Source organism: Yoonia sp. 208BN28-4 (genome assembly GCF_037543925.1).
Lineage (GTDB): Bacteria > Pseudomonadota > Alphaproteobacteria > Rhodobacterales > Rhodobacteraceae > Yoonia.
The window spans coordinates 1-24,806 of the sequence record NZ_JBBIFY010000002.1 but is presented as its reverse complement, the minus strand read 5'-3'; the positions used below and the strand labels follow the sequence as shown (position 1 = coordinate 24,806).

The following is a 24,806-nucleotide window of genomic DNA, read 5'->3' as shown; positions in this document are numbered from 1 at the left end:
CCTGTTCCTGTGGGTCGTCGCCACGGGAACAGGTTCGCGCAAGCTTAGCAAGAGGTCAGAGCTTTGGCTTCACCTGCAAAAGCGGCATGACGTCGGCCATTTCGGGACCACGCTGCAAGCCTGTGACCGCCTGGCGCAGTGGCATGAATAGCGTTTTACCTTTGCGATCCGTGGCGTCTTTGACAGCACTTGTCCAATCTGACCACGTGGTAGCGGTGTAGGGTGGATCACCCAGCATATCAAAGGCCTGCGCCACAAATTCGCGGTCGTCATCAGCAACCAGTGGTGTCGCACCATCACGGAACAACGCCCACCATCCAGCCACGTCATCCAGTTTGGTGATGTTATCACGCACGACCTGCCAGAAGGCCGGTTGCAGGTCTGCGGGCACACCAGCGGCGTCCAGCGTTTCGGAAACCTCAGTATGGTCCAACGTGCCCAAATACCGCGCAGTCAGCGGCCACAGGTCCTCGGCATCAAATTTCGTCGGGGCCGATCCGAATTTGGACACGTCAAACCCAGCGACAACCGCATCAATGTCCGCACGCAGTTCGACAGGATCAGACGATCCAAGGCGGGCCATCAAGGACAGGATCGCTTGCGGCGCAACGCCGTTTTTACGCAGATCGCGCAGTGCCAAAGTGCCAAGCCGTTTGGACAAGGCCTCGCCCTGCGGACCAGTTAGCAACGAATGGTGGGCAAAGCGCGGAATTGATCCGCCAAGCGCCTGCATGATCTGAATCTGCGTCGCCGTGTTCGTTACGTGATCAGAGCCGCGCACGACATCGGTGATCCCGAACTCTGTGTCGTCCACCACCGATGCCAGCGTATAGAGGATTTGCCCGTCATTTTTGAATAGCACAGGGTCAGACACCGAAGCCGCATCAATGGAAATGTCGCCAATAATGCCGTCGGTCCATTCAATCCGCTCGTGATCCAGCTTGAACCGCCAGTGCGACCCGCGCTCGGCACGCAAGGCATCCTTTTCATCTTCGGACAACGCCAGCGCCCCGCGATCGTAGACCGGCGGCTTACCCATGTTCAATTGCTTCTTACGCTTCAGGTCAAGCTCGACCGGCGTCTCGAAACATTCGTACAAACGCCCCATATCGATCAGCTTTTGCTTGGCCGCGTGATACTGCTCCATACGGGCCGACTGGTGCTCCACGCGGTCCCAATCAAAGCCGAGCCATGTCAGATCATCCTTCACGCCCTGCACGTATTCATCCTTTGACCGCTCCGGGTCGGTGTCGTCGATACGCAGGATGAAAGTGCCGCCGTTTTGCCGCGCGATGGCATAGTTGAACAGGGCGGCACGCAGGTTACCGATGTGCAGCCAGCCGGTTGGCGAAGGGGCGAAACGTGTTGTGGTCATGGGGCTCTCCATTTCAGGAGGTTCATCTGTCACGGCGCAGCAGCTTTGTCCATATTGCGCACGATCAAGCAGGTGTTTGTCGTCACGGCGCGGCCAAGCGCTACATCCTAGTCAGACTTTCAAAACAGGAGGACAGACAGATGAAACTGACACGCCGCCAAACCCTGCTTTCGGGTGCCGCACTGCCATTTGGTGCCACACTGGCAGGCCAAGCCGCCGCAGATGGGCACACCGCCATTGCCATGCCGACCCACCGTGATTTCGTGCTGGGCGACTTCAAGGTCACGACGCTTCTTGCGGGAAGCCGCGCCACGGAAAATCCGCACGAGATTTTCGGAATGAATGTTGATGACGCCACTTTTGACGAGGTGAGCGCCGCCAACTTTATCAGCGCGGACGAGACCCAATTCTTCTTTACGCCCACCGTGGTCAACACCGGGGCAGAAGTTATCTTGTTTGACACAGGGCTGAATGCAGCGGGCACATCAAGCGCGCTAAGCGCTGCGGGCTACACGCCAGACCAGATCACACATGTCGTGCTGACCCACATGCACGGCGATCATATCGGCGGCCTGACCGACGACAGCGGCGCCGAGACGTTTTCGAACGCGGCGTATGTCACGGGTCAGGTGGAATACGATGCATGGGCGCAGGCAGAAAATGACGGGTTCGAGACCAAGGTCCGCCCGCTTGCCGATAAGATGTCTTTCCTTGGCGACGGCGATGCCGTGCGCTCTGGCATCACGGCGATGGCCGCGTTCGGGCATACGCCGGGGCACATGGGGTATATGTTGGAAAGTGGCGGTAAGCAGCTGTTTTTGATGGCAGATACCGCGAACCACTATGTCTGGTCAGTGGCCTATCCGGAGTGGGAAGTGCGCTTTGATCAGGATAAGGCCGCAGCAGCAGCGACCCGCAAGCGCGTGATGGGCATGGCCGCAGCGGACCGTATTCCGCTGATCGGCTATCACATGCCGTTCCCCGGTCTGGGCTTTATCGAAACACGAGGCGAAGGCGGCTATCACTATGTGCCGCACAGCTATCAACTGATGTAAAAAATCAGCTGGGCTTGACCGGATACTTGGCAGCAAGGTCGGTCAAGCCCGCGCGGATCAGTTCGCGCAGAACGTCGAGGTCGATATCGGCTAACTTATTGACGTAAAGACACGATTTCCCCATTTTATGCTTGCCAAGCCGGTCCAGAATGGGCTGGAAATTGGCGTATCCCGGCATAACATAGATCGACTGGTTGGCCTTGCGCGGGCTAAAGCCTGTCGCCAGAAAATCGCCCTCGCGACCAGTGTCGTAGGTATAGTGGTATTCGCCATATCCGATGATCGTCGGCCCCCACATGCGCGGCGTCCAACCTGTCTCGTCACGGAAAAGCTGATGGAGCGTTTCAGCATCTGCGCGGCGCACGGGGTGGTCGATTGACGCGATAAAGTCGGTGACGCTTTGCGCTGTTGCGACGGTTTTGTTGTCAGCCATGAGATGCCCTCCGATAGGTGGGGACATGGTTAACACGAGTTCCAATCTGCGCAAAATGGCGGTGCACCGCACGTGCACAGGACGTGCACTGCGCGTGCACCGATGCGGCGTTAACCATTGCAGCGTCGGTAAAGCACTGTCTTGGGATTTCTCAGCCGCTGGTGTCGCGGAACCGGTTCACAATCGGATAGCGGCGATCAAGCCAGAAGGCGCGGTTCGACAGGCGCGTGCCGGGGGCGGACTGGAAGCGTTTGTATTCGGAAATATAGAGCAGATGTTCCACCCGCTTTACGGTGTCGCGGTCATAGCCAGCCGCGACACAATCGGCGACCGACTTTTCACCGTCCACCAGCATTTTGAGGATGCCGTCCAGCACCTCGTAATCCGGCAGGCTGTCGCTGTCTTTCTGGTCGGGGCGCAATTCCGCGCTTGGGGGTTTGTCGATGATTGCCACAGGGATCATCTCGCCCGCAGGGGCCATCATCCACGGGCGGTGATTGGCGTTGCGCCAGCGGCAGGCTTCAAACACCCGCGTTTTGTACATGTCTTTGATCGGGTTATAGCCGCCCGCCATATCGCCGTAGATCGTGGCGTAGCCCACCGCGACTTCGGATTTGTTGCCGGTGGTCAAAAGCATTTCGCCAAATTTGTTGGACTGCGCCATCAGCAAGACGCCGCGCAGGCGTGACTGGATGTTTTCCTCTGTCAGGCCTTCCTCCAGACCCTCGAACAGCGGGGCCAGCGCCTCGGTCACCGCGTTGCGCGGGCCAGCGATAGAGACCGTGTCGTAGTTGCAGCCAAGCGCATCAACCACCGCCTGCGCATCATCAAGCGAGGATTGCGATGTGTATTCGGACGGCAGCATCACGCAGCGCACGTTCTGCGGGCCAAGCGCATCAGCCGCGATTACGGCGACAATCGCAGAGTCGATCCCGCCGGACAGCCCCAGCAGCACTTTCTTGAAACCCGTCTTGCCCATGTAATCGCGCAAGGATTCCACCATAGCGCGGTAATCCTGCTCCAGATCATCGGGGAACACGGCCTTTGGCCCGTCGTGTGCGATCCAGCCCGCATCGGTCTGTTCAAAATCCACGTGATGCAGCATCTCGTCAAAAAGCGGCAGTTGCACAGCCAATTTTGCGCCGGGATTGAGCACAAACGACCCGCCGTCAAAAACCTGATCGTCCTGCCCGCCCACCATATTCACATAGGCCAGCGGGACGTTGTTTTCGGTGACGCGGGCGACCATCTTGTTCATGCGCACGTCGAACTTGTCTTTGCGAAACGGCGATCCGTTGGGAACGACCAGAATTTCAGCACCGCTTTCGACCATCGCCTCGGCGACATCTTCAAACCACGCATCTTCGCAGATGGGTGAGCCGATACGCGGGCCGTCAGGAATGGCATATGGTCCCTGAATTGCGCCACGGTTGAACTGGCGCACTTCGTCGAACACGTTGTAATTGGGCAGGAAATGCTTGAGCTGGCGTGCCACAACCTTGCCACCGCGGCAGATGTGATAGGCGTTATACAGGCGCACGCCTTCAAGATAGGGACCACCGATACCGATAGTCGGTCCATCGGCGCAGTCTTTCGCCAGTGCCTCAATCGCATCCATGGCAGCGGTATGAAACGCAGGCTTCATCACCAGATCCTGCGTCGAATAGCCGGTGATAAACATCTCTGGCAGGGCCAGCATATCCGCACCCGCAGCCTTTGCCTGCGCCCACGCATCGCGGGCTTTGGCAGCGTTGCCGTCCAGATCACCAACGGTCGGGTTCAACTGGGCCATGGTAAGGCGGAATGTCTTGGTCATATGCGGCGTCCTGATTGCTGTGGAAAGATGTAGCAGACTGGCGCGGGAGGGAAAGCCGAATGCCGCCGTGACACATCAGACGGGCGTTGCCCCCTGCCCGCCGCATCGCTAGGTTAAGCCAACAAAAGACCAGACCCGAGGATCGCAGCATGACGTTTGGATGGACCAAGACAGCCCTTTTGGCGGCCGGTATCGCATTTGGCACAACCGCCGATGCCCAGACAGTGCAGACCAAGCAATACGATGACGGCGGCGTCTACGAGGGCGAATTCCTGAACGGCAAACAGCACGGCACAGGCACATACCGCCTGCCCAATGGCTATGAATACACCGGCGAATGGTTCGAGGGTGAAATTCGCGGCCAAGGCACGGCGATGTTCCCCAACGGATCAATCTATGAAGGCACGTTCGCGCGCGGGAAACCCGAAGGCACCGGCATGATCACCTTTGCCGATGGCGGCACCTTTGAGGGGGATTGGGTGGATGGCAACATCACCGGACGCGGCATTGCCAACTATGCCAACGGTGTCACCTACGAGGGCGAGTTTCGCAACGCGATGCACCACGGCATGGGCAAGATGCAAAGCCCAAACGGTTACGTCTATGAGGGGCCGTGGATCAACGGTGTAAAAGAAGGCATCGGCCAGATCACCTATCCTGACGGTGCCACTTACGAAGGCGCATTGCAGGCAGGTGAGCGCAACGGCGCAGGCACGCTGCGCATGGCGGACGGCACGGTGTTTGCGGGCACATGGGTCGACGGGCAAATACAGGGCGAGGGCCGGCTTGAGCAGACCAACGGTGACATCTATGAAGGCGGGCTTGCCGCTGGTCGGCGTCAGGGCACTGGCAAAGTGATGTATGCCAATGGTGATGTGTATGAAGGCGGCTTTCAGGATGACAAGCGGCATGGCCAAGGCACGTTTACCGGCACGGATGGTTATCAATACATCGGGTCATGGGTAAACGGCCAGATCGATGGGCGCGGTGTTGTTACCTATCCCGACGGATCGGTTTACGAAGGCACGTTCCGCACGGACTTGGCGCACGGCATTGGCAAGATCACCTATGCGGACGGATCCAGCTATGAAGGCGACTGGGAGAACGGCGTGATCAACGGCAATGGTGTGGCAACCTACACCAACGGACTGATCTACGAGGGCGAATTCCTGAACGCCAAGAACCACGGGCGCGGGAAAATGACCTATGCCGATGGTTACGTTTACGACGGTGACTGGGCCAATGGGCAGCGCAACGGTCAGGGTGTCGCCACTTACGCGGACGGGACGGTTTACGAAGGCGGCTTTGTAGACGGGCAGCGGCACGGCACAGGCAAGATCACGTTGCCGGACGGCTTTACCTACGAAGGCCAGTGGACAAACGGCGAGATCGACGGGATCGGCGTGGCAACCTATGCCAACGGTGACGTCTATGAAGGCATGTTCGAAAACGGACGCCGGCAGGGCGCTGGCACGATGCGCTATGCCACGGGTGAGGAAATCTCGGGTGACTGGTCTGATGGTGCCCTTGAGCAAGAACCTGTCGTCGCACCGGTTGCTGAAGACCCCGACGACGCAGAAGCTGCTGAAGACTGACCTGACGGAGCGGCTGCGCCGCACGTGATATTCAGGTTAGGGGGCGCTGCCCCCGTCTGCCCAAAGGCAGACTCCCCCGAAGTATTTGCATCCAAAAGAAGCTAGACAGGATCGCCCGCGTCGAGTTTTTCCAACCATGCGGCGGCTTCTGTGCGGATGGTGTCGCGCTTTTCGTCGGCCATGCGATCCCACGTGGCATACATCTGGCCCATGCGCGGGTTTGCCTTGAAGCGGTTGCGGTGGCGGACAAGAAAATCCCAATAGAGCAGATTAAAGGGACAGGCATCTTCGCCGGTTTTGTCTTTGACCTTATAGGCGCAGGATTTGCAGTAGTCCGACATCTTGTCGATGTAGTTGCCGCTTGAGACATAGGGCTTTGACGCGATGATACCGCCATCGGCAAACTGGGACATGCCGATCACGTTGGGGGCCTCGACCCATTCATAGGCGTCGGCGTATACGGCCAGATACCATTCGTGGACCTGATGGGGGTGGATACCCGCGAGAAGCGCGAAATTGCCCGTGACCATGAGGCGTTGGATGTGGTGTGCATAAGCCTCGTCGCGGGTCTGGGCGACGGATTGCTGCATGCATTTCATCTTCGTCTCGCCGCCCCAGTAGACATCGGGCAGGTCGCGGTCGTGTTCGAGGTAGTTGTTGTCGGTGTAATCCGGCCCTTCGCGGAAATAGATGCCGCGCACATATTCGCGCCAGCCAATGATCTGGCGGATAAAGCCTTCGGTGGCGTTCAGGGGCGCGTCGCCGTCTTTGTAGGCTTGTTCGACCTGCTGGCAGACATCGAGCGGATCCAGCAGGCCTGCGTTGATATAAAGGCCGACGATGGCGTGATACATATAGGGTTCATCCGTGACCATCGCGTCCTGATAGTCGCCGAAATGCGGCAGCGCCTTTTTGATCCAGTGAGTGAGATGACGCTGGGCCTGCCCTGCGTCGGTGGCGAACCAGAAATTATCAACCGTGCCGAAGTTGCTGGGGAACCGCTCGCGCACGAGATCGAGGACATCCTTCACGGTGTCATCAGGCGTGAATTGCATCGGGCCGGAGTAGTGGACGGCATCCGGGGCTGATTTGCGGTTCTCGTGATCGTAGTTCCACTTGTCGCCCTCCGGCTCGTCCCCGTCCATCAGCAGGCCGGTCTTGCGACGCATCTCGCGGTAGAAATACTCCATCCGCAACTGTTTGCGGCCCTCGGCCCAATCGTCGAATTCGTCGTGAGAGGCGATAAAGCGGTCATCGGGCAGGCTGTGCGTTTTGAGGGGCATGTCGCCAAGTGCCTCGATCAGCCGCCATTCGCCGGGTTCGGTATAGACCACACCGGCAGCATCGTGTTCCTCGGCGCGGCGCAGCAACTCGCCGGTGATGGAACCTGCGTTGTCGGGATCGTCCAGCTTCGTATAGGCCACCTGCCAGCCGTCATTTTCCAGACGCAAAGCGAATTTGCGCATGGCTGCAAAAAGGAAGGCGATCTTTTTGGGGTGGTGCTTGACGTAGGATGCCTCATCCGCAACTTCGGCCATGACCACGATATCCTCTGCCTTGTCGCATTTGCGCAAAGCAGACAGATTGTCGGACAGTTGATCGCCCAGAACCAGAACAAGCCTCACCACACGATCTCCTTGCCTGCGTAATCGTAAAAACCGCCGGATTGTTCGGGGGTCAGGTCCGCCAGAACGTCAATCAGGTTCCCAGCGGCCTCATCCGCAGGCACGGTTTTGTGGCGGCCTGCGTAGTCGGCGGTGAAAGGGGTCTCGACCGTGCCGGGGTGCAGGGCGACGCAGACCGACTGCTTGTGCGAGCGGCCCAATTCGATGGCAGCGCCGTGAACGATCTGGTTCAAAGCGGCCTTGGACGCTCGGTAGGAATACCAGCCGCCGATGCCGTTATCACCGATTGAGCCCACGCGCGCCGACAGCACACCGATGACCCCGCGCGCGTCCTTTGTCAGCAGGCGGGCGGCGTGTTTGAGGATAAGCGCCGGGCCGATGGCGTTGACGGCCATGACCTGCGCCATGGCGTCCGCTTCGATCGCGCTAAGGGATTTCTCCGGTGCGCCATCGGGCGGGGCGAGGATCCCGATGGCCACGAAAATCAGATCGAATGGTCCGCTGACATCACCGAGGACCCGATCCACCGCCGCAGGGTCGGTGACATCCAAACCGTCGGTGCGCGACAGGCCCGTAACATCCACGCCCTGCCCTTGCAGGTGGGCAAAAATCGCGGCGCCGATGCCGCCAGTATGGCCAAGAACAAGTGCATTTTTCATAGTCCAGACGGTAGTGCAGCACGCAGCCTTGCCCACCCACGCAGTCTCGCTTTTTTGAAAATATCTCCCGCCGGAGGCAAGAACACTCTTTCAAACGCGGGCGACGTCAGTATAGTCCACAGCCATGAATACCGTCGCACATATCACAAACGCTGCCCCCAACGGGCTGCTTTGCCGCGACCTACTTCTCCTTAGCTGCCTCTGAGCGTGCCTTCCGGCGCGACCGCTCAGAGGTGAAACGCGCCAAGATATGCTAAGGACAAAAGGACTTCCAAAATGACCAAGAATGACGTGTTGATTTTCGACACCACCCTGCGCGACGGCGAGCAATCCCCCGGTGCGACCATGACCCATGCCGAAAAGCTGGAGATCGCCGAACTGCTTGATGATATGGGCGTCGATATTATCGAGGCCGGTTTTCCGATCGCGTCGGAGGGTGATTTCAAGGCCGTGTCCGAGATCGCGGAGCTGGCGAAAACGTCGACCATCTGCGGGCTGGCACGTGCCAATTTCAAGGATATCGATCGCTGCTGGGAGGCTGTGAAGCACGCCAAATCCCCGCGCATCCACACCTTTATCGGCACGTCGGAATTGCACCGCGCGATCCCGAACCTGACGATGGACGAGATGGCCGAGCGTATCCATGAGTGTGTGACCCATGCCCGCAACCTGTGCGACAACGTGCAGTGGTCGTCGATGGATGCCACGCGCACGGAATGGGATTTCCTCAAGCGCACGATTGATATCGCGATCAAGGCGGGTGCGACCACGATCAACATTCCCGATACTGTCGGCTACACCGCGCCTGTGGAAAGTGCCGACCTGATCCGCCGCCTGATTGCAGAGGTGGACGGGGCCGAGGACGTAGTTTTTGCCACGCATTGCCACAACGATCTGGGCATGGCGACGGCGAACTCTCTGGCCGCTGTTGAAGGCGGCGCGCGTCAGATCGAGTGCACGATCAACGGGTTGGGCGAGCGTGCGGGTAATACCGCGCTGGAAGAGGTCGTCATGGCGCTGAAAGTGCGCAGCGACATCATGCCCTACACGACCAAGATCGACACCCGCAAGATCATGAACATCTCGCGGCGTGTAGCAACGGTGTCGGGCTTTGCGGTGCAGTTCAACAAGGCGATTGTCGGTAAAAACGCCTTTGCCCACGAAAGTGGCATCCATCAGGATGGCATGCTTAAGAACAAGGAAACGTTCGAGATTATGCGTCCCGAGGACGTGGGTCTGTCTGGGACGTCGCTGCCGCTGGGCAAGCATTCGGGTCGCGCCGCGCTGCGGGCCAAGTTGGAAGAGTTGGGCATTGATATGGCCGACAACCAGCTCAAGGACCTGTTCGTTCGATTCAAGGATCTGGCGGACCGCAAAAAGGAAGTTTTTGACGATGATATTCTGGCGCTGGTGCACCAGAATTCGGGCGCCGAGGATCGCCTGAAGCTGGTTTCGCTGAAGGTGGTCTGCGGCACAGACGGGCCGCAGACGGCTGACATGGTGATGGAGGTTGACGGCAAAGAGGTGTCAACCACGGCAACCGGTGACGGCCCCGTCGATGCAACATTCAACGCGGTGAAAGAGCTGTTTACACACGGCGCGCGGTTGCAGCTTTATCAGGTCAGCGCCGTGACAGAAGGCACCGACGCGCAAGCCACAGTGAGCGTACGTATGGAAGAGGAAGGCCGCATCGCCACGGGCCAGTCCGCCGACACAGACACGGTTGTGGCCAGTGCCAAGGCCTACATCAACGCGCTGAACCGTCTGCTGGTGCGCCGCGAACAGTCCGGACCCGGCTATGATACCAAGGGTGTCAGCTACAAAGACGTCAGCTAAATAAGCGCGGGCTGCCCGATCTGTCGGGCAGCCTTTCGCTTTGCTACCCGTCGCGCAGGCCCAGCTTGCTGTTACCGGTTGTCGAACCGGGCGTCTGGTTGAGCAGTGCGCTGCGCATCGCGGTCGCGTGATCCTTATCAGGCAAACCACCGCTTCGCGCGATTGGCGCGCCGATAATGCCTTCGGGTTCGAGATGGGTCAGCGACCACGCCGCAGAAGTTCGGGCCTTCGCGACAACCGGAACCTGACCGGGACAGTGGGTCACCGTCATCGTGCCGCTTACCACAAAGGTGTAATGGAATATCGGACCGATGACGTATTCCATGATCTGATAAAGCCTGATCGGGACCGAGCCGCTTGCGCCACCAGGCCCAACGGAAATACCCGCACCACCTGATCCCCCGCCGGTCTCTTCGATCGTAAAAACGCGGTGGCGTGGGATGCCAATAATGCGGGTCTCATAGTCCCACTTCACAGGAATGGTGATGACGGTGCAGCCATTGCTGTCAGTGGTAGTGACAGCGTCGCCAGCATGGCTCACCTGAAAGGGCGTGCCGTCGAACACGGTCTTCCAATCTTCGGGGTCCGGGATCTTGTGGAGGGCCGCGAAGAAGATACCGCTGAGCGCGCTTTGCATGGCGTGACCGGCCAGTAGCGGCGATTCCATCAGCGCGTGTAGCTTATCAATACTGTCATCTGTCGGGTGCTTGGCGGCGTCATCGCGCCGCGCTTTCAATTCAGCTTCAATCTCTTTGGTCGAAATGTCAGTTAGCTTATCGCGTTTGGAATTTGGCATTGTCATTCTCTTTGAATGGCCTGCCGATACCTGCCCTGCTCATGAAAGTGCGTCGCTTATATCATATTTCGGGTGTTTTTCCCAACGTGCACCCCAAGGCACCGATCTAAGGGTGTGAGCACAACCTAAATGTTCGAAAAGTGAAACTTTGGGGATTTTTTGCGAGTAAATGCTCATTTCGACATTCGCTTTAGACAAGCGGCGAAATGGCGCTTAGTCCTGTAAATCAAGGGGTTTTAATCCCTGTGCCGCTGACCTTATAAGGCAGCGATAGCCCCCGACCGCGAGTCGCGGGGCCAAGTGAATTTGTAACTACAGGAACACGACAGAATGGCCTTTTGGGGAAGTTTGTTTTCGTCGGACATGGCGATTGACCTTGGGACAGCAAATACGCTGGTCTACGTAAAAGGTAAGGGCGTGATCCTGTCTGAACCGTCTGTGGTGGCCTACCACGTCAAGGACGGTCAGAAAAAGGTTCTGGCTGTGGGCGAAGATGCCAAGCTGATGCTGGGCCGCACACCTGGTTCGATTGAGGCGATCCGCCCGATGCGTGACGGTGTGATTGCCGACTTCGATACCGCCGAAGAGATGATCAAACACTTCATCCGCAAGGTGGCGAAACGCTCGACCTTCTCCAAGCCGAAGATCATTGTTTGTGTGCCGCACGGGGCCACCCCCGTTGAAAAGCGTGCGATCCGTCAGTCTGTTCTGTCTGCGGGCGCCCGTCGCGCTGGTCTGATTGCAGAGCCGATTGCCGCGGCGATTGGTGCGGGCATGCCCATCACCGATCCAACTGGCAACATGGTCGTGGATATCGGTGGCGGCACGACCGAAGTCGCCGTGCTGTCGCTGGGCGATATCGTTTATGCACGGTCCGTCCGCGTTGGTGGTGACCGCATGGACGAGGCGATTGTGAATTACCTGCGCCGCCAGCATAACCTGCTGATCGGTGATGCGACTGCCGAACGGATCAAGACATCTATCGGCACCGCCCGCATGCCCGATGACGGGCGTGGGTCGTCCATGCAAATTCGCGGACGCGACCTGCTGAATGGTGTGCCAAAGGAAACCGAGATTTCGCAAGCGCAAGTGGCCGAAGCATTGGCCGAACCCGTGCAGCAGATTTGCGAAGCCGTGATGACCGCGCTGGAAGCAACGCCACCTGATCTGGCCGCCGACATCGTTGATCGCGGCGTGATGCTGACCGGTGGTGGCGCGCTTTTGGGCCAGCTGGATCTGGCGCTGCGTGAACAAACCGGTCTTGCGATTTCGGTGGCTGACGAAAGTTTGAACTGCGTGGCTCTCGGCACTGGCAAGGCGCTGGAGTATGAAAAACAGCTTCGGCATGTGATAGACTACGACAGCTAACAGATTCCCGACCCGTTGGTGAGGTTCCGCCTTGGCACGAGACAGATCATCTGACGACTACACAGGCCCGATCCGCAGACTGCTGGTCGGGTTGCTTGTTCTTGTGTTGCTGGGTGTTTTTCTGCTCTGGCGCATCGATAGCCCGCGCGTTGAGCGGTTCCGCGCCATGGTCATTGACCGCGTTGTACCATCGTTTGACTGGGCTATGGCGCCAGTGACAGGCGTCATCAATCTGGTCGCGGATTTTCAGTCTTATCAACAGCTTGCCGAACAAAACGGTGACCTGCGGCGCGAGTTGCAGCAGATGAAAGCGTGGAAAGAGGCCGCGCTGCAGCTTGAACAGGAAAACGCCAAGCTGCTTGGATTGAATAATGTGCAAATTGATCCGCAGCTGACTTATGTCACGGGCGTGGTGATCACCGACTCCGGTTCGCCCTTCCGCCAGTCGGTGCTGCTGAACGTGGGTGCGCGGGACGGGATCATCGACGGCTGGCCCACGATGGACGGGATCGGACTTGTGGGGCGGATCGCGGGTGTGGGTGATGAAACCAGCCGTGTGATCCTGTTGACCGATACCTCCAGCCGCATCCCTGTGACGATTCAGCCTTCGGGACAAAAGGCCATTCTGGCAGGTGACAACACCCTCAATCCGCCGATCGAGTTTCTGGAGAACGCCGATCTGGTGCGCCCCGGTGACCGTGTGGTCACGTCAGGTGATGGCGGCGTTTTTCCAGCCGATTTGCAGGTGGGGCAAGTGGCGCTTGGCAATGATCGCCGCCTGCGCGTCCGGCTTTCCGCGGACTACGGACGGCTTGAATTCCTGCGGGTCCTGCGCGCGCAACCGCATGAGGTGATCAATGACCCCGGTGGCCTTTTGGTGCCGGATGAAGGGGTGATTTTGCCCCCATCCGACGACGCGGAAGAAGAGACCGCCGCCGTGGAGGCTGGCGATGGCTGAACGCTCGACCCCGCAGATCTGGATGCGCCGGATGGTGTTTATCAGCGTGGCGCTGATGATCGTGTTCCTGCAACTTTTGCCGCTGGATACGATACCGGGCCAGTGGGCGGCGCCAGACTTCCTATTGGCCTGCACATTGGCATGGGTGTCGCGCCGCCCCGATTTTCTGCCAGTGTACATTATCGCGGCCATTTTTCTGCTGACTGACCTGTTGTTCCAGCGCCCACCCGGTCTATGGACTGCGCTGGTTATCATTCTGACCGAGATATTGCGGGTGCGCGCCCGCAACATGCGCAGCGTGCCTATCGCGGTTGAACTGGGGGCTGTGGCGATTGGTATCATTGGAATTACGGTGGCCAATCGTGTTATATTGGCGATTGTCATGACACCGCAGGCGCCACTTGGCCTGACCCTGATCCAGATGTTGATGACGATTGCAATCTACCCTGTGGTGCTTTTCGCCGCGCAATATGTGTTTGGCATCGCGCGCACGACACCGGGGCAGACGAACAGCTACGGACACCGGATATGAGACGTCCTGTTAAGGAAAACGGCGAAAGCGCCCGCAAGATTACCCGCCGCGCCCTGCTGATGGGCACGGCGCAACTGGCTGTGGTCGGCGCGCTTGGCTACCGGATGCAATCCATGCAGGTGGAACAGGCGGACGAGTTTCGCCTGCTGGCCGAGGAAAACCGGATCAACATTCGCCTGATCCCTCCTGCCCGTGGTCTGATCTTTGATCGCAACGGTCGGGCGCTTGCCGAAAATGAACAGAATTACCGCGTTGTCATGGTGCGCGAGGATGCGGGCGACGTGGATGAGGTGCTCGCCCGTCTGACCGAGCTTGTCTATATCGACCCCGAGGCGCTGGAAAAAGCGCGTGAAGAAATCATGCGCCGCTCACCCTTCGTGCCAGTCACCATTGCGGACCGGATGACATGGAACGACATGGCGCGGATCAATCTGAACGCGCCCGCCCTGCCCGGTATCACCGCTGAGGTTGGCCTGTCGCGCGCCTATCCGTGGGGGGCCGATCTTGCGCATGTGGTCGGCTATGTGGGGCCAGTTAGCGATTATGATCTTAGCCGGATCGACGATCAGGACCCGCTGCTCCAGATCCCGAAATTCCAGATCGGCAAGACCGGTGCCGAAAACAAGCTTGAGCGGATGCTGCGCGGCTCTGCCGGTAACAAGCAGATTGAAGTCAACGCCCTTGGCCGCGTCATGCGAGAGCTGGGCCGTCAGGAAGGTGTCAAAGGCGCGGATGTGCAGCTGACCATCGACGCCCGCCTGCAAAGCTATACGCAAGCCCGTCTTGCTGGCGAAAGCGCCGGTGCCGTGGTGATTGACCTTGAGAACGGTGATCTGCGGGCTGTTGCATCAGCGCCGACGTTTGATCCCAATCTTTTTGTGCGCGGTATCTCGGTCAAGGACTGGACCGATCTGAACGAAAACAAATACCGCCCGCTAGCGGCCAAGGCTGTGCAGGGCATCTATCCGCCCGGTTCGACATTCAAAATGGTGACGGCGCTGGCCGCGTTGGAAGACGGTGTCGTGACGGCGGACGAAACCGTTTACTGCCCCGGCTATACGGAAGTTTTCGGAACCCGTTTCCACTGCTGGAAACGCGCGGGTCACGGCAACATGAACCTGCATGAAAGCCTCAAGCAATCGTGCGACTGTTACTACTACGAAATTTCCCAGCGCGTGGGCATCGACAAGATCGCCGCGATGGCACGCAAGCTGGGGCTGGGCATCCGGCACGACGTGCCCTTGTCGGCGGTCGCATCAGGGCTGGCCCCTGACAAGGCGTGGAAAACCGAAGTGCGCAACGAAGACTGGCGCATCGGTGACACCGTCAACGCCTCTATCGGTCAGGGTTACGTGCTGGCCTCGCCCCTGCAACTGGCTGTGATGTCGGCGCGTCTGGCCACGGGACGCGAGGTGACACCCCGTCTGGTGCGGTCGGTTGACGGGATCGAACAGCCCAGCGGGCTGGGCGAAAAGCTTGATATCAATGAAAATATGCTGCGCCGTATCCGCGAGGCGATGTCGGCCGTTGCCAACAATTCGCGCGGCACGGCCTACCGCAATGCCCGCATTATGCCCGGCGAAATGCGCATGGCGGGCAAGACGGGCACCAGTCAGGTGCGCCGCATCACCGTTGAAGAACGCGCACGCGGTGTGACCCGTAACGAAGACCTGCCATGGGAACGGCGTGATCACGCGCTTTTTGTGAACTTCGCGCCCGTGGACAATCCGCGCTTTGCCGTGGCTGTCATCGTGGAACATGGTGGTGGCGGATCAACCGCAGCCGCGCCGATTGCCCGCGATATCACCTTGCAGGCGCTCTATGACGGCACGCCGCCGCTAAGCGCCTATCCGTCCGCCGTGCGTGGCCGGATCGAGGCACAGCAGCGCCGCATCAGCGAAATGATCGCGGACGGTGCGACGACGCAGGATCGGGCATAAGCCGTTGAGTTATCTTGCCCAAAATACAAAGTACGTGCCATCCGGCTTTCGCAAGCTGATGTATCTGAACTGGCCTGTCGCGATCCTGCTGACGGCGGTGGCCTGTGCGGGTTTCATCATGCTTTATTCCGTTGCTGGCGGATCAAGCGAACCGTGGATGCGCACGCAGATCGAACGCTTTGCGCTGGGTATGGCGCTGATGATCACGGTTGCGATGGCACCCATCTGGTTCTGGCGCAACATGGCCGTTGTGTCTTATGGCGTGGCGATCCTGCTGCTGGTCGCGGTGGAATTTGTCGGGGTGGAGAGAAACGGATCACAGCGCTGGCTTGATCTGGGACCAATGGACCTACAGCCGTCAGAGCTGATGAAGATCACGCTGGTGATGTTGATGGCCGCCTACTACGACTGGCTGCCGCGCAATAAGACCTCGCGCCCGCTGTGGGTGGTTATTCCGGTTCTGATGATCCTTGCGCCGACGTATCTTGTGCTCAGCCAGCCTGACCTTGGCACATCGCTTTTGCTGTTGTTCGGTGGGGCTGCGATGATGTTTTTTGCGGGCGTGCATTGGGCCTATTTTGCGACTGTGATTGCCGGTGGTGTAGCCCTTGTCGTGGCGGTGTTTGAATCGCGCGGGACCACGTGGCAAATTCTGAAAGACTACCAATACCGCCGGATTGATACCTTCCTTGATCCAGCCAATGATCCGCTGGGCGCGGGCTATCACATCACGCAGGCCAAGATCGCTTTTGGCTCCGGTGGCTGGACGGGGCGCGGATTTATGCAAGGCACGCAGTCGCGGCTGAACTTTCTGCCCGAAAAGCACACTGACTTTATCTTCACCACGCTAGCCGAAGAGTTCGGCTTTATTGGCGCGTCGGCCCTGTTGACGCTTTACGTGCTGATCGTGGGCTTTTGCATCGTGTCAGCGATCACGAACAAGGATCGGTTCTCGTCGCTGCTGACACTTGGCATTGCGACAGCGTTCTTTTTGTATTTTGCCGTGAACATGGCGATGGTCACGGGGCTGGCCCCTGTTGTGGGTGTGCCGCTGCCGCTGGTCAGCTATGGCGGGTCGGCGATGCTGGTGTTGCTGATTGGCTTTGGACTTGTGCAAAGCGCGCATGTACATAAACCACGATGATCAATGTCCTGTTTTCCGCACGCGCCAGCCAATGGGCCGAGTACGAACCGCATCTGCGCAAAGCATTTGCCGACAATGATCTGACGGTCAATCTGGCGACGGATCATCAAGCCGGCGACGTGGACTATATCGTGTTTGCGCCAAGCGGTCCTGTGTCGGATTTCACGCCCTACACAAAGACGAAAGCGGTCCTTGGGCTGTGGGCCGGTGTGGAAAGCATCGTGACCAACACCACGCTGACGCAACCGCTGGCCCGTATGGTGGACGAAGGGCTGACGCGCGGCATGGTCGAGTGGGTGACAGGCCATGTGCTGCGGCATCATCTGGGCATGGATCAGCACATTCTGCATCAGGATGGCGCGTGGGACGATACCCCGCCGCCGCTGGCCAAGGATCGCCGTGTGACGGTGCTTGGCATGGGCGCGCTTGGGGCGGCCTGCGCGCAGACACTGGCCGGTCTTGGATTTCCGATCACGGGGTGGAGCCGGTCGGCAAAAGCCATTGACGGCGTGACCTGTTTGCACGGCGACGACGGGTTGAAAACCGCCCTACAAACCGCTGATATCATGGTGCTGTTGCTGCCGCTCACTGACGCGACCGAGAATGTCATTGATGCGGATGCTTTGGCGCTGATGCCTAAAGGCGCAGTCATCATCAACCCCGGACGCGGGCCATTGATTGACGATGAAGCGCTGTTGGACGCGCTGAACAGCGGACAAATCGGGCACGCCACGCTCGACGTTTTTCGGATCGAACCGCTGCCGCAGGATCATGCCTTCTGGGCGCATCCAAACGTCACCGTCACGCCGCATATCGCATCCACGACGCGGGCCGACACCGCATCACAGGTGATCGCTGCAAACATCGCAGGCGTGGAGCGTGGCGCGCCGTTACAGCACAAAGTGGACCGCGACGCGGGTTATTAACGCAGCTTCGGCGGCTTGTCGGGGTCCATGCCCGGTGCGCCGGGCGCTTGGGGTTTTTCCGGCACAGGCAGATCAAAGCGCAAGCCAACCTTGGCCAGTAAGGCGGCGGCAGGGTCGCTTGCTTTCAGAAACAGAACGTCCATCGCACCCGCTTCGATGCCTGAGAACGTGAGCGCTTCGGAGGCGGCATTCGCAAGGGATTGCTCCGCCCCGTCAACGGCATCGACAAAAGCCAGCACATGGCCCTTCATCCCGTTTTCGTGTTCCGCACCAGCCAGATAGGCCAGCTTGGCGAGGCCTGCTGCGATGGCAAGTTTGCGGTCCAGTCCGGTCACGACAGCCTCTGGCAAGCCTGTCGGCGGGGTAAATTCCATGATCCGCGCCTCGCCCTGTTCGGGGCCGTGGGCCAATGTGTCGACCAGCCAGTCAACACCTTCGCCGGGGATCAGCATGGCGGATGGCGCTACTTGCAGGTTCAGCGCAAGTCCGATCCCCTGCCCCGCCAGCATCTGCGCCAACCCGCGCCCCGGCAGTCCGGCATAAGGCACTGTGCGCCCCACAAATTCCGACAGGCGTTCTTCGCGGTCGAACACCAGCACAAATTGCTGATCTTCGATGTCGAACAGTTCCGGTGTGATCTGGTCGCCCTCAGGCTCGCCCGCCAGCAGCAAAAACAGTTCGGTGTCGGCAAGCCGTTCATAAAACCGCAGGCGTGCGGCATCATCATCGGGGGCTGCGTTCATCGCGGCGTGGGCGGTATCAAGATCGGTCACGGTGTCGGTCATAGCACTTCTTTCACGCGGGCCCGCAACGCAGGCAACACATCGGTTTCGAACCACGGGTTCTTTTTCAGCCATCCGGTATTGCGCCACGACGGGTGTGGCAAGCAAAAGACGCGCGGGGCGTGGTCGCGCCACGCAGCAACGCGGGCTGTCACCCCTTCTTTGCCGCCCAGATGCCAGCTTTGGGCGTAACCGCCGATCAGGACGGTCAGCGGCACATCACCCAAGGCGGCAAGCGCATCGCTGCGCCAGGTTTTTGCACAAATGCGTGGCGGCGGCAGGTCTGATCCGGCGGCATCATATCCCGGAAAACAGAACGCCATTGGCACAATCGCCACGCGGTCACGGTCGTAGAATGTATCCTCGTCCATCCCCAACCAGTCGCGCAAACGGTCGCCGGACCGATCCCAGAACGGGGTCATCGCCTCGTGCACGCGCATCCCCGGCGCCTGCGATGCAATCAGGATCCGTGGCGGGCCTTTGAACCACACCACAGGACGCGGGTCGTGGGCTGTCGCGGTAGCCGCAAACCGCTCCGCACAGATGCGGCAGGCTGCAATATCGTCCTGAATGCTCATGCCACACGACCTAGCGCCGCATGCGCCAATGGCCAAGCCTTGCGCAACAGGGTCACAGACGGCCTGCAATTGTGCCGGATTGCGGAAATGTCATTGAGATTGATCCGCAAATTCGGTCAAGTGGTGGTAACAAGAACAACAGGTGCGCCGTGAGGCGGCGTTAATCTATTGCCGCTAGACCAGACGGCACCCATGTCAGGGCAAGAGCAAGGGCACAAAGCCGCAGGGCCATGTTAGAATTCGCAAATGTCAGTAAATCCTTCTGGACCGGCACCCAGCGCAAGGTGATCCTTGATCGCGTGTCCTTTCGCGTGGATATCGGGCGGTCGCTTGGTATTCTTGCGCCCAACGGCACCGGCAAGACAACGCTGATCAACATGATGGCGGGGCTGGAAAAGCCCGACGAAGGCACCATCACCCGCAACTGCAAGATATCGTTTCCGCTTGGCTTTATGGGCGGGCTGGTGTCGCGGCACACGGCCAAGGAAAATACACGCTACGTGGCTCGCCTTTACGGGCTGGACCCCGACTATATCGAGGCGTTTTGCCGCTGGCTGTGCGGGCTGAACGAATACTTTGACATGCCCGTCGGCACCTACAGTCAGGGGATGCGCGCGCGCCTTACTTTCTCCCTAATGTTGGCGCTGGAATTTGATATATACCTGATCGACGAAGGCATGCCGCAAACGATGGATGCCGAATTTAATCGCAAGGCGGGTGATATCCTGCGCGAAAGACTGGAAAATACAACCGTGATCATCGTATCGCATCAGGCCGCCACACTGGAACGCTTTGCGCGGTCCGCCGCTGTGTTGCGCGACGGCCAACTGCATATGTTTGATACACTGGAAGAGGCAAAGCAGCTTTATGACTACCAAGCCTAAGGCAAAGAAATTCCGCATCCGCCGTGGTGTGTCGATGGCTTCTGACAGTGCGGCGCAGGAAACGCCTGTCGCGGCACAGGAACCGCAGCGCCGTGTCGCTGGCGGTGGTGATGTGGCCACGCCGGCGCAAGTCGCAGGAGAGGCGACGCTGGATGACATCCGCAAGGAAGGTCTGACCGGACGTCAGCTGCGGATGGCGCGGCGTGTGGCCCAGAAAAACGGTCTGGCCGTGGCATCCGACTTTGACGCCGTGCGCCAGTTGCGGGCTGCGGGCATTGATCCATTCCAACGCAATACCATTCTTGAACTTGTGACGCCTGAAGGCGGCGAAAACGCCCCCGCTGCCGCGGCCGGTGTTGCGGCTGCCAAAACCGGTGACGATGGCAAAAAGGAATTGGGACGCATCCAGCTGCCCCAGACCGTGCCGCAGGGTGGACAGAACCTGCCCTCAACCGAAACGGTCAGCCCTGCCGACACACGCGCCAGCGAGATCATGAAGATCCAGCGCGATCTGACAAAACGCCGCCGCCGCCGCTTCTTCCTGCTGATGACGCGCCTGTCTGCGTTTGTCTTTCTGCCTACGATTGCAGTGGCGTGGTATTACTATGCAATGGCGACCCCGATGTTCGCCACAAAGTCCGAATTTGTGATCCAGCAGGCCGATAGCGCCACAGGTGGAGCGGGCCTGGGCGGGTTGTTCCAAGGGACAGGCATGGCCACGCAGCAGGACAGCATCACGGTGCAGTCCTATCTGGCGTCCCGTGCGGCGATGCAGCGTTTGAACGATGATCTTGGGTTCAAGGAGCATTTCTCAAGCCCCGATATCGACCCGATCCAGCGTCTTGAACCTGATGCCACCAATGAGGCGGCGTTTGGCGTCTACGAGGATATGGTCAAGATCAGCTATGACCCTACCGAAGGTATCCTACGGATGGAGGTGATCGCCGCTGATCCCGAAACCAGTCAGGAATTTTCCGAAGCCCTGATCGGATACGCGGAAGAACAGGTCGACCAACTGACCCGCCGCCTGCGCGAAGACCAGATGGCCGGTGCCACGCTGAGCTTTGAAAGCGCACAGGCCCGCCGCGCCGAGGCGCTTGATCGTCTGACAGAACTTCAGGCGCAAAGCGAAATCCTTGATCCCGTCAGCGAAAGCGGCGCGTTGCTACAACGAATTACCAATCTCGAGATTGAGCGCGACGCCCGCGAACTGGAACTGCAAAGCCTGCTCGACAATACCCGCCCGAACGAGGCGCGGGTCAATCAGGCGCGTGCCGCAATCGGACGGCTTGACGATTCCATCAACAACCTGCGGTCCCAGCTTGCATCAACGGGTGATCAATCCGGCACGCTGGCCAATATCACCGCTGAATTGCGCAAGGCCGAGGAAAACTACCAGACCGAATTGCTGATGCTGCAAACCGCGCAGACCCAGATGGAAGCCGCCCAGATCGAGGCGAACCGGCAGGTGCGCTATCTGTCGCTTGGTGTTGAACCTGTCGCGCCCGACGAGGCGACCTATCCGCGGGCGTTTGAAAACACGGTGCTGGCCTTCCTGATCTTCTGCGGCATTTATCTTATGATCTCGCTCACCGCGTCGATCCTGCGCGAACAGGTAACCAACTGATGATTGATGTTAAAATCGGCGACCTGACGGTCAGTAATGATGCCCCTCTGCTGGTCATCGCGGGCCCCTGCCAGCTTGAAAGCGAAGACCACGCGCAAATGATCGCGGGGCAGATGGCCGAAAACTGCAAGGCCGCTGGCGCGCAGTTCATTTTCAAGGGCAGCTACGACAAGGCGAACCGCACATCTGTGAATGGCGTGCGCGGGCTTGGCATGGATGAAGGCCTGCGCGTGATGCAGTCGGTCAAAGATGCCATCGGCTGTCCCGTGCTGACCGATATTCACAGCCCGGACCAATGCGCCACCGTTGCAGACGTTTGCGACGTGATGCAGATCCCTGCATTCCTGTGCCGCCAGACCGACCTGCTGCTTGCCGCTGGCGAAACGGGTGCGGTGATCAATGTCAAAAAGGGGCAGTTTCTGGCCCCTTGGGACATGCCCAATGTGGTTGCCAAGATTGAAAGCACCGGAAACAAGCGCATCCTGCTGACAGAGCGTGGCGCGACTTTCGGTTACAACACGTTGGTCGCTGATATGCGGTCCCTGCCGACGATGGCCAAGACAGGCTATCCGGTGGTGATGGATGCCACCCATTCGGTGCAGCAACCGGGTGGGCAAGGCGGCAGTTCCGGCGGGCAGCGCGAATTTGCGCCTGTCATGGCGCGCGCGGCTGTGTCGCTGGGCATCGCGGCGGTGTTCATCGAAACGCACGAGGCACCCGATACGGCCCCTTCCGACGGGCCGAACATGATCCCGCTGGATCAGATGGGCAAACTGGTGAAAAGCCTGATGGATTTTGACGCATTGGCAAAAGCCGATCCGCTGCGCGTCTAAGCGATAGACCGCCCTCTTGGGTCGCGCTAAGGTCTATGGCATTGCAACCAAGCCATAGACCAGATCCCATGCGTATTCTCACCCTGCTTTGCCTGTTGTTCACCCTCGCCCTGCCCGCAGCGGCGCAAGAGGCAAACGGCACCATTACCACCGAAAACACGGACCAGCTTGACGCGAATATCGCCAACCGCATCCGCGATATCCTGTCCGAACTTGGCAATTATGGTGACGTCAGCGTGACGGTCAGCGAAGGGATTGTGACGTTTCGCGGCACGGCCACATCCGCAATAGAAGCAACAGAGCTTGGCCCGCTTGCCAATCGTGTGGAAGGGGTCGTCGCCGTCAAGAACGAGGTGACGGAAACCACCGATATCGCAGAACGTCTGAACCCTGCGGTAGAACGTTTTCGCGCAAGGATTGACCAGTTTCTGGTGTTCCTGCCATTGGCCGCTATCGCGGGCGTCGTTTTCTTTATTATCGTGCTGATCGGCATGCGGATCGCGCGGGCGCGCCAACCGTGGGAACGTCTTGCCCCCAATGCCTTTATCGCCGATCTGTTCCGCCATATCGTGCGCATCATTTTTGTGATCGCCGCGATCGTGATCGCACTGGACATTCTGAATGCCACGGCCCTGCTGTCCACCATTCTGGGGGCTGCGGGTATCATCGGTCTGGCGCTGGGTTTTGCCGTGCGCGACACAGTTGAAAACTTCATCGCTTCGGTGATGCTGTCGATCCGGCAACCGTTCCGGCCCAATGACACGGTTGAGATCAACGGCGATCAGGGCAAGGTGATCCGCCTGACCAGTCGCGCGACGATCCTGCTGTCGTTTGATGGCAATCACATCCGTATCCCCAACGCGACGGTCTTCAAAAGCCGGATCATCAACTTTTCGCAAAACGCAGAGCGTCGCTTTATGTTTTCGATCCTGATTGATCGCGGGCAGGATTTGCAGGTGGCACGCACGCTGATCCAGCAAACGGTGCAAGACCTGCCGTTTGTGATTGATGTGCCCGCGGCGCAGGCGTGGATCGAAGGCGTCGATACCTCAAGTGTCGAGATCGTCGTCACCGGTTGGATTGACCAGAATGCATCCTCTATCGTGTTGTCCAAAGGCGAGGCGATCCGGCAGGTTAAACTAGCCCTGCGCGAGGCAGAGATCGAACTTACCAACTCTGCACAGGTGGTCATTCTGGAAGGTCAGGGCGATGACGCGACAAGCCAACCCGCACGCCAGCAGGTCGCCACGTCGCCGACCGAAACCACGGCGGTCGAGACCGTTTCCGCCAAATCCGACGAAGCGTTGGACGAGATTATCAAGGCAGAACGCGAGGCGGATGCCAACGAAGATTTGCTGCGCGAAGAAGCGATGAAAGAATGAAAATTTTTGCCGGATTGGGGCTTGATCGCCCCGTCTGATCCGCGTATCTGATGCGTCGCTGCTGGGATGTAGCCAAGTGGTAAGGCAACTGTTTTTGGTACAGTGTACCGTAGGTTCGAATCCTACCATCCCAGCCAGCAAATCACTGACATTGCTATAAGCACCACCTGTCCGGTCAAGGTCGGGAAGTGCCCTAGAAAGTGCCCCAATACGTCTGAGTATGTAACCGGTCCCTGTGTGGGGATAGGGATAAGTAATGATAGACAAAGGGGGGGTAAGGATGGAGAACAGACCTGACTGATCATAAGCCTGTCCCTCCCTTCCTTAAAGGAGGAACAAGCAGAAAGATTGTATCAGACCTATGTGCTTGCTAGCCCACCCTCCACCATCACCACTACTAAATCCTACCTTAAGGACCGCAAATACAGACGTCTTTCGGTGAACAGATGTTGTCTGGCATGGTATTCTGTACAAGGTTCTAGATGTCGTGCTGCCTTGTACCCATCGACATAATCCGGGTCTTTCTGTTCAATCTCGTCAAGGCCAATAAAGTTGCTTTCGACGTTGATCGGAAGACCTACAACAGCCTGGGACGCCTCAGCCATGACCTGTTTCAACGCTCCTGCGCCATCATACTGGATGATAAAACTGTCATAGATGCA

The 24,806-nt window shown here is 58.9% G+C and carries 22 protein-coding genes and 1 tRNA gene; 14 read left to right on the top strand and 9 right to left on the bottom strand.

The annotated features are described in order from the left end of the window. Positions 1-55: 55 nt before the first annotated feature. Entirely contained in the window at positions 56-1,375 is a 1,320-nt protein-coding gene (gene gltX / locus V8J84_RS06195) for a glutamate--tRNA ligase (RefSeq protein ID WP_339929161.1), read from the bottom strand. Between the two features lie 140 nt (positions 1,376-1,515). Between gltX and V8J84_RS06190 the strand changes: the two genes are divergently transcribed. Further along, positions 1,516-2,430 carry an MBL fold metallo-hydrolase gene (locus V8J84_RS06190; protein ID WP_339929159.1) on the top strand — a complete coding sequence of 305 codons (915 nt, stop codon included), beginning with the start codon at positions 1,516-1,518 and terminating at the stop codon, positions 2,428-2,430. Positions 2,431-2,434: 4 nt separating this feature from the next. On the opposite strand, the gene V8J84_RS06185 is transcribed toward V8J84_RS06190, so the two are convergent. Together V8J84_RS06185 and V8J84_RS06180 are read right to left on the bottom strand one after the other, a co-directional pair. Continuing rightward, on the bottom strand, positions 2,435-2,863 hold the full coding sequence (locus tag V8J84_RS06185; protein WP_339929157.1) for a DUF1801 domain-containing protein: 429 nt from the start codon (positions 2,861-2,863) through the stop codon (positions 2,435-2,437). 151 nt (positions 2,864-3,014) lie between these two features. Further along, entirely contained in the window at positions 3,015-4,679 is a 1,665-nt protein-coding gene (locus tag V8J84_RS06180; protein ID WP_339929155.1) for an NAD+ synthase, read from the bottom strand. A gap of 149 nt (positions 4,680-4,828) precedes the next feature. Here V8J84_RS06180 and V8J84_RS06175 point away from each other — a divergent pair, with 149 nt between their 5' ends. Next, positions 4,829-6,274, top strand: coding sequence for an MORN repeat-containing protein (locus V8J84_RS06175; RefSeq protein ID WP_339929153.1), 1,446 nt, complete (start codon positions 4,829-4,831; stop codon positions 6,272-6,274). 101 nt (positions 6,275-6,375) lie between these two features. On the opposite strand, the gene V8J84_RS06170 is transcribed toward V8J84_RS06175, so the two are convergent. Further along, positions 6,376-7,902, bottom strand: coding sequence for a cryptochrome/photolyase family protein (locus tag V8J84_RS06170; protein WP_339929151.1), 1,527 nt, complete (start codon positions 7,900-7,902; stop codon positions 6,376-6,378). Continuing rightward, entirely contained in the window at positions 7,896-8,558 is a 663-nt protein-coding gene (locus tag V8J84_RS06165; protein ID WP_339929149.1) for an SDR family NAD(P)-dependent oxidoreductase, read from the bottom strand. Before V8J84_RS06165 ends, V8J84_RS06170 begins: the two co-directional genes overlap by 7 nt. A gap of 276 nt (positions 8,559-8,834) precedes the next feature. On the opposite strand from V8J84_RS06165, the gene V8J84_RS06160 reads away from it, so the two are divergent. Then, a complete protein-coding gene (locus V8J84_RS06160) occupies positions 8,835-10,394 on the top strand; it encodes a 2-isopropylmalate synthase (protein ID WP_339929147.1) in 1,560 nt (519 codons plus the stop codon). Between the two features lie 43 nt (positions 10,395-10,437). Here the strand turns inward: V8J84_RS06160 and V8J84_RS06155 are convergent, their stop codons facing one another. Further along, entirely contained in the window at positions 10,438-11,190 is a 753-nt protein-coding gene (locus V8J84_RS06155) for a hypothetical protein (RefSeq protein ID WP_339929145.1), read from the bottom strand. A gap of 330 nt (positions 11,191-11,520) precedes the next feature. Here V8J84_RS06155 and V8J84_RS06150 point away from each other — a divergent pair, with 330 nt between their 5' ends. From V8J84_RS06150 to V8J84_RS06125, 6 genes are read left to right on the top strand one after another with little or no spacing between them, the layout of a single operon-like run. Then, a complete protein-coding gene (locus V8J84_RS06150; protein WP_339929143.1) occupies positions 11,521-12,558 on the top strand; it encodes a rod shape-determining protein in 1,038 nt (345 codons plus the stop codon). A 31-nt stretch (positions 12,559-12,589) separates the two neighbouring features. Next, positions 12,590-13,516, top strand: coding sequence for a rod shape-determining protein MreC (mreC, locus tag V8J84_RS06145; RefSeq protein ID WP_339929141.1), 927 nt, complete (start codon positions 12,590-12,592; stop codon positions 13,514-13,516). Continuing rightward, positions 13,509-14,048 carry a rod shape-determining protein MreD gene (locus V8J84_RS06140; RefSeq protein ID WP_339929139.1) on the top strand — a complete coding sequence of 180 codons (540 nt, stop codon included), beginning with the start codon at positions 13,509-13,511 and terminating at the stop codon, positions 14,046-14,048. Before mreC ends, V8J84_RS06140 begins: the two co-directional genes overlap by 8 nt. After that, positions 14,045-15,988 (top strand): penicillin-binding protein 2, encoded by a 1,944-nt coding sequence (gene mrdA / locus V8J84_RS06135; protein ID WP_339929137.1) that lies wholly within the window; start codon positions 14,045-14,047, stop codon positions 15,986-15,988. Before V8J84_RS06140 ends, mrdA begins: the two co-directional genes overlap by 4 nt. Positions 15,989-15,992: 4 nt before the next feature. After that, a complete protein-coding gene (gene rodA, locus V8J84_RS06130; RefSeq protein WP_339929135.1) occupies positions 15,993-17,132 on the top strand; it encodes a rod shape-determining protein RodA in 1,140 nt (379 codons plus the stop codon). Further along, the gene (locus tag V8J84_RS06125; RefSeq protein ID WP_339929133.1) at positions 17,129-18,058 is read left to right on the top strand and encodes a 2-hydroxyacid dehydrogenase; all 930 of its coding nucleotides are present in this window, start codon (positions 17,129-17,131) and stop codon (positions 18,056-18,058) included. The genes rodA and V8J84_RS06125 overlap by 4 nt, the downstream gene beginning before the upstream one ends. On the opposite strand, the gene V8J84_RS06120 is transcribed toward V8J84_RS06125, so the two are convergent. Next, a complete protein-coding gene (locus V8J84_RS06120; protein WP_339929131.1) occupies positions 18,055-18,843 on the bottom strand; it encodes an SseB family protein in 789 nt (262 codons plus the stop codon). The two genes, V8J84_RS06125 and V8J84_RS06120, sit on opposite strands and share 4 nt — an antisense overlap. After that, on the bottom strand, positions 18,840-19,418 hold the full coding sequence (locus V8J84_RS06115; RefSeq protein ID WP_339929129.1) for a uracil-DNA glycosylase family protein: 579 nt from the start codon (positions 19,416-19,418) through the stop codon (positions 18,840-18,842). Before V8J84_RS06115 ends, V8J84_RS06120 begins: the two co-directional genes overlap by 4 nt. Positions 19,419-19,648: 230 nt before the next feature. Here V8J84_RS06115 and V8J84_RS06110 point away from each other — a divergent pair, with 230 nt between their 5' ends. The 5 genes from V8J84_RS06110 (at position 19,649) to V8J84_RS06090 (ending at position 24,281) form a co-directional block, all read left to right on the top strand. Next, entirely contained in the window at positions 19,649-20,302 is a 654-nt protein-coding gene (locus tag V8J84_RS06110; protein ID WP_339929127.1) for an ABC transporter ATP-binding protein, read from the top strand. After that, positions 20,286-21,929 (top strand): capsule biosynthesis protein, encoded by a 1,644-nt coding sequence (locus tag V8J84_RS06105; protein WP_339929125.1) that lies wholly within the window; start codon positions 20,286-20,288, stop codon positions 21,927-21,929. Before V8J84_RS06110 ends, V8J84_RS06105 begins: the two co-directional genes overlap by 17 nt. Then, the gene (gene kdsA / locus V8J84_RS06100) at positions 21,929-22,762 is read left to right on the top strand and encodes a 3-deoxy-8-phosphooctulonate synthase (protein ID WP_339929123.1); all 834 of its coding nucleotides are present in this window, start codon (positions 21,929-21,931) and stop codon (positions 22,760-22,762) included. Before V8J84_RS06105 ends, kdsA begins: the two co-directional genes overlap by 1 nt. 68 nt (positions 22,763-22,830) lie before the next feature. Then, on the top strand, positions 22,831-24,144 hold the full coding sequence (locus V8J84_RS06095; protein ID WP_339929121.1) for a mechanosensitive ion channel domain-containing protein: 1,314 nt from the start codon (positions 22,831-22,833) through the stop codon (positions 24,142-24,144). A gap of 62 nt (positions 24,145-24,206) precedes the next feature. Then, positions 24,207-24,281 (top strand) — tRNA-Gln (locus V8J84_RS06090). A gap of 267 nt (positions 24,282-24,548) precedes the next feature. Here the strand turns inward: V8J84_RS06090 and V8J84_RS06085 are convergent. Continuing rightward, positions 24,549-24,806: hypothetical protein (locus V8J84_RS06085; RefSeq protein WP_339929119.1), on the bottom strand; the 258-nt coding region annotated here is incomplete at its 5' end.

Coding starts and splice junctions, on each gene's coding strand:
- gltX (WP_339929161.1), bottom strand. CDS start 1,375: ATGACCACAACACGTTTCGCCCCTTCGCCAACCGGCTGGCTGCACATC.
- V8J84_RS06190 (WP_339929159.1), top strand. CDS start 1,516: ATGAAACTGACACGCCGCCAAACCCTGCTTTCGGGTGCCGCACTGCCA.
- V8J84_RS06185 (WP_339929157.1), bottom strand. CDS start 2,863: ATGGCTGACAACAAAACCGTCGCAACAGCGCAAAGCGTCACCGACTTT.
- V8J84_RS06180 (WP_339929155.1), bottom strand. CDS start 4,679: ATGACCAAGACATTCCGCCTTACCATGGCCCAGTTGAACCCGACCGTT.
- V8J84_RS06175 (WP_339929153.1), top strand. CDS start 4,829: ATGACGTTTGGATGGACCAAGACAGCCCTTTTGGCGGCCGGTATCGCA.
- V8J84_RS06165 (WP_339929149.1), bottom strand. CDS start 8,558: ATGAAAAATGCACTTGTTCTTGGCCATACTGGCGGCATCGGCGCCGCG.
- V8J84_RS06160 (WP_339929147.1), top strand. CDS start 8,835: ATGACCAAGAATGACGTGTTGATTTTCGACACCACCCTGCGCGACGGC.
- V8J84_RS06155 (WP_339929145.1), bottom strand. CDS start 11,190: ATGCCAAATTCCAAACGCGATAAGCTAACTGACATTTCGACCAAAGAG.
- V8J84_RS06150 (WP_339929143.1), top strand. CDS start 11,521: ATGGCCTTTTGGGGAAGTTTGTTTTCGTCGGACATGGCGATTGACCTT.
- V8J84_RS06140 (WP_339929139.1), top strand. CDS start 13,509: ATGGCTGAACGCTCGACCCCGCAGATCTGGATGCGCCGGATGGTGTTT.
- mrdA (WP_339929137.1), top strand. CDS start 14,045: ATGAGACGTCCTGTTAAGGAAAACGGCGAAAGCGCCCGCAAGATTACC.
- V8J84_RS06125 (WP_339929133.1), top strand. CDS start 17,129: ATGATCAATGTCCTGTTTTCCGCACGCGCCAGCCAATGGGCCGAGTAC.
- V8J84_RS06120 (WP_339929131.1), bottom strand. CDS start 18,843: ATGACCGACACCGTGACCGATCTTGATACCGCCCACGCCGCGATGAAC.
- V8J84_RS06115 (WP_339929129.1), bottom strand. CDS start 19,418: ATGAGCATTCAGGACGATATTGCAGCCTGCCGCATCTGTGCGGAGCGG.
- V8J84_RS06110 (WP_339929127.1), top strand. CDS start 19,649: ATGTTAGAATTCGCAAATGTCAGTAAATCCTTCTGGACCGGCACCCAG.
- V8J84_RS06105 (WP_339929125.1), top strand. CDS start 20,286: ATGACTACCAAGCCTAAGGCAAAGAAATTCCGCATCCGCCGTGGTGTG.
- kdsA (WP_339929123.1), top strand. CDS start 21,929: ATGATTGATGTTAAAATCGGCGACCTGACGGTCAGTAATGATGCCCCT.
- V8J84_RS06095 (WP_339929121.1), top strand. CDS start 22,831: ATGCGTATTCTCACCCTGCTTTGCCTGTTGTTCACCCTCGCCCTGCCC.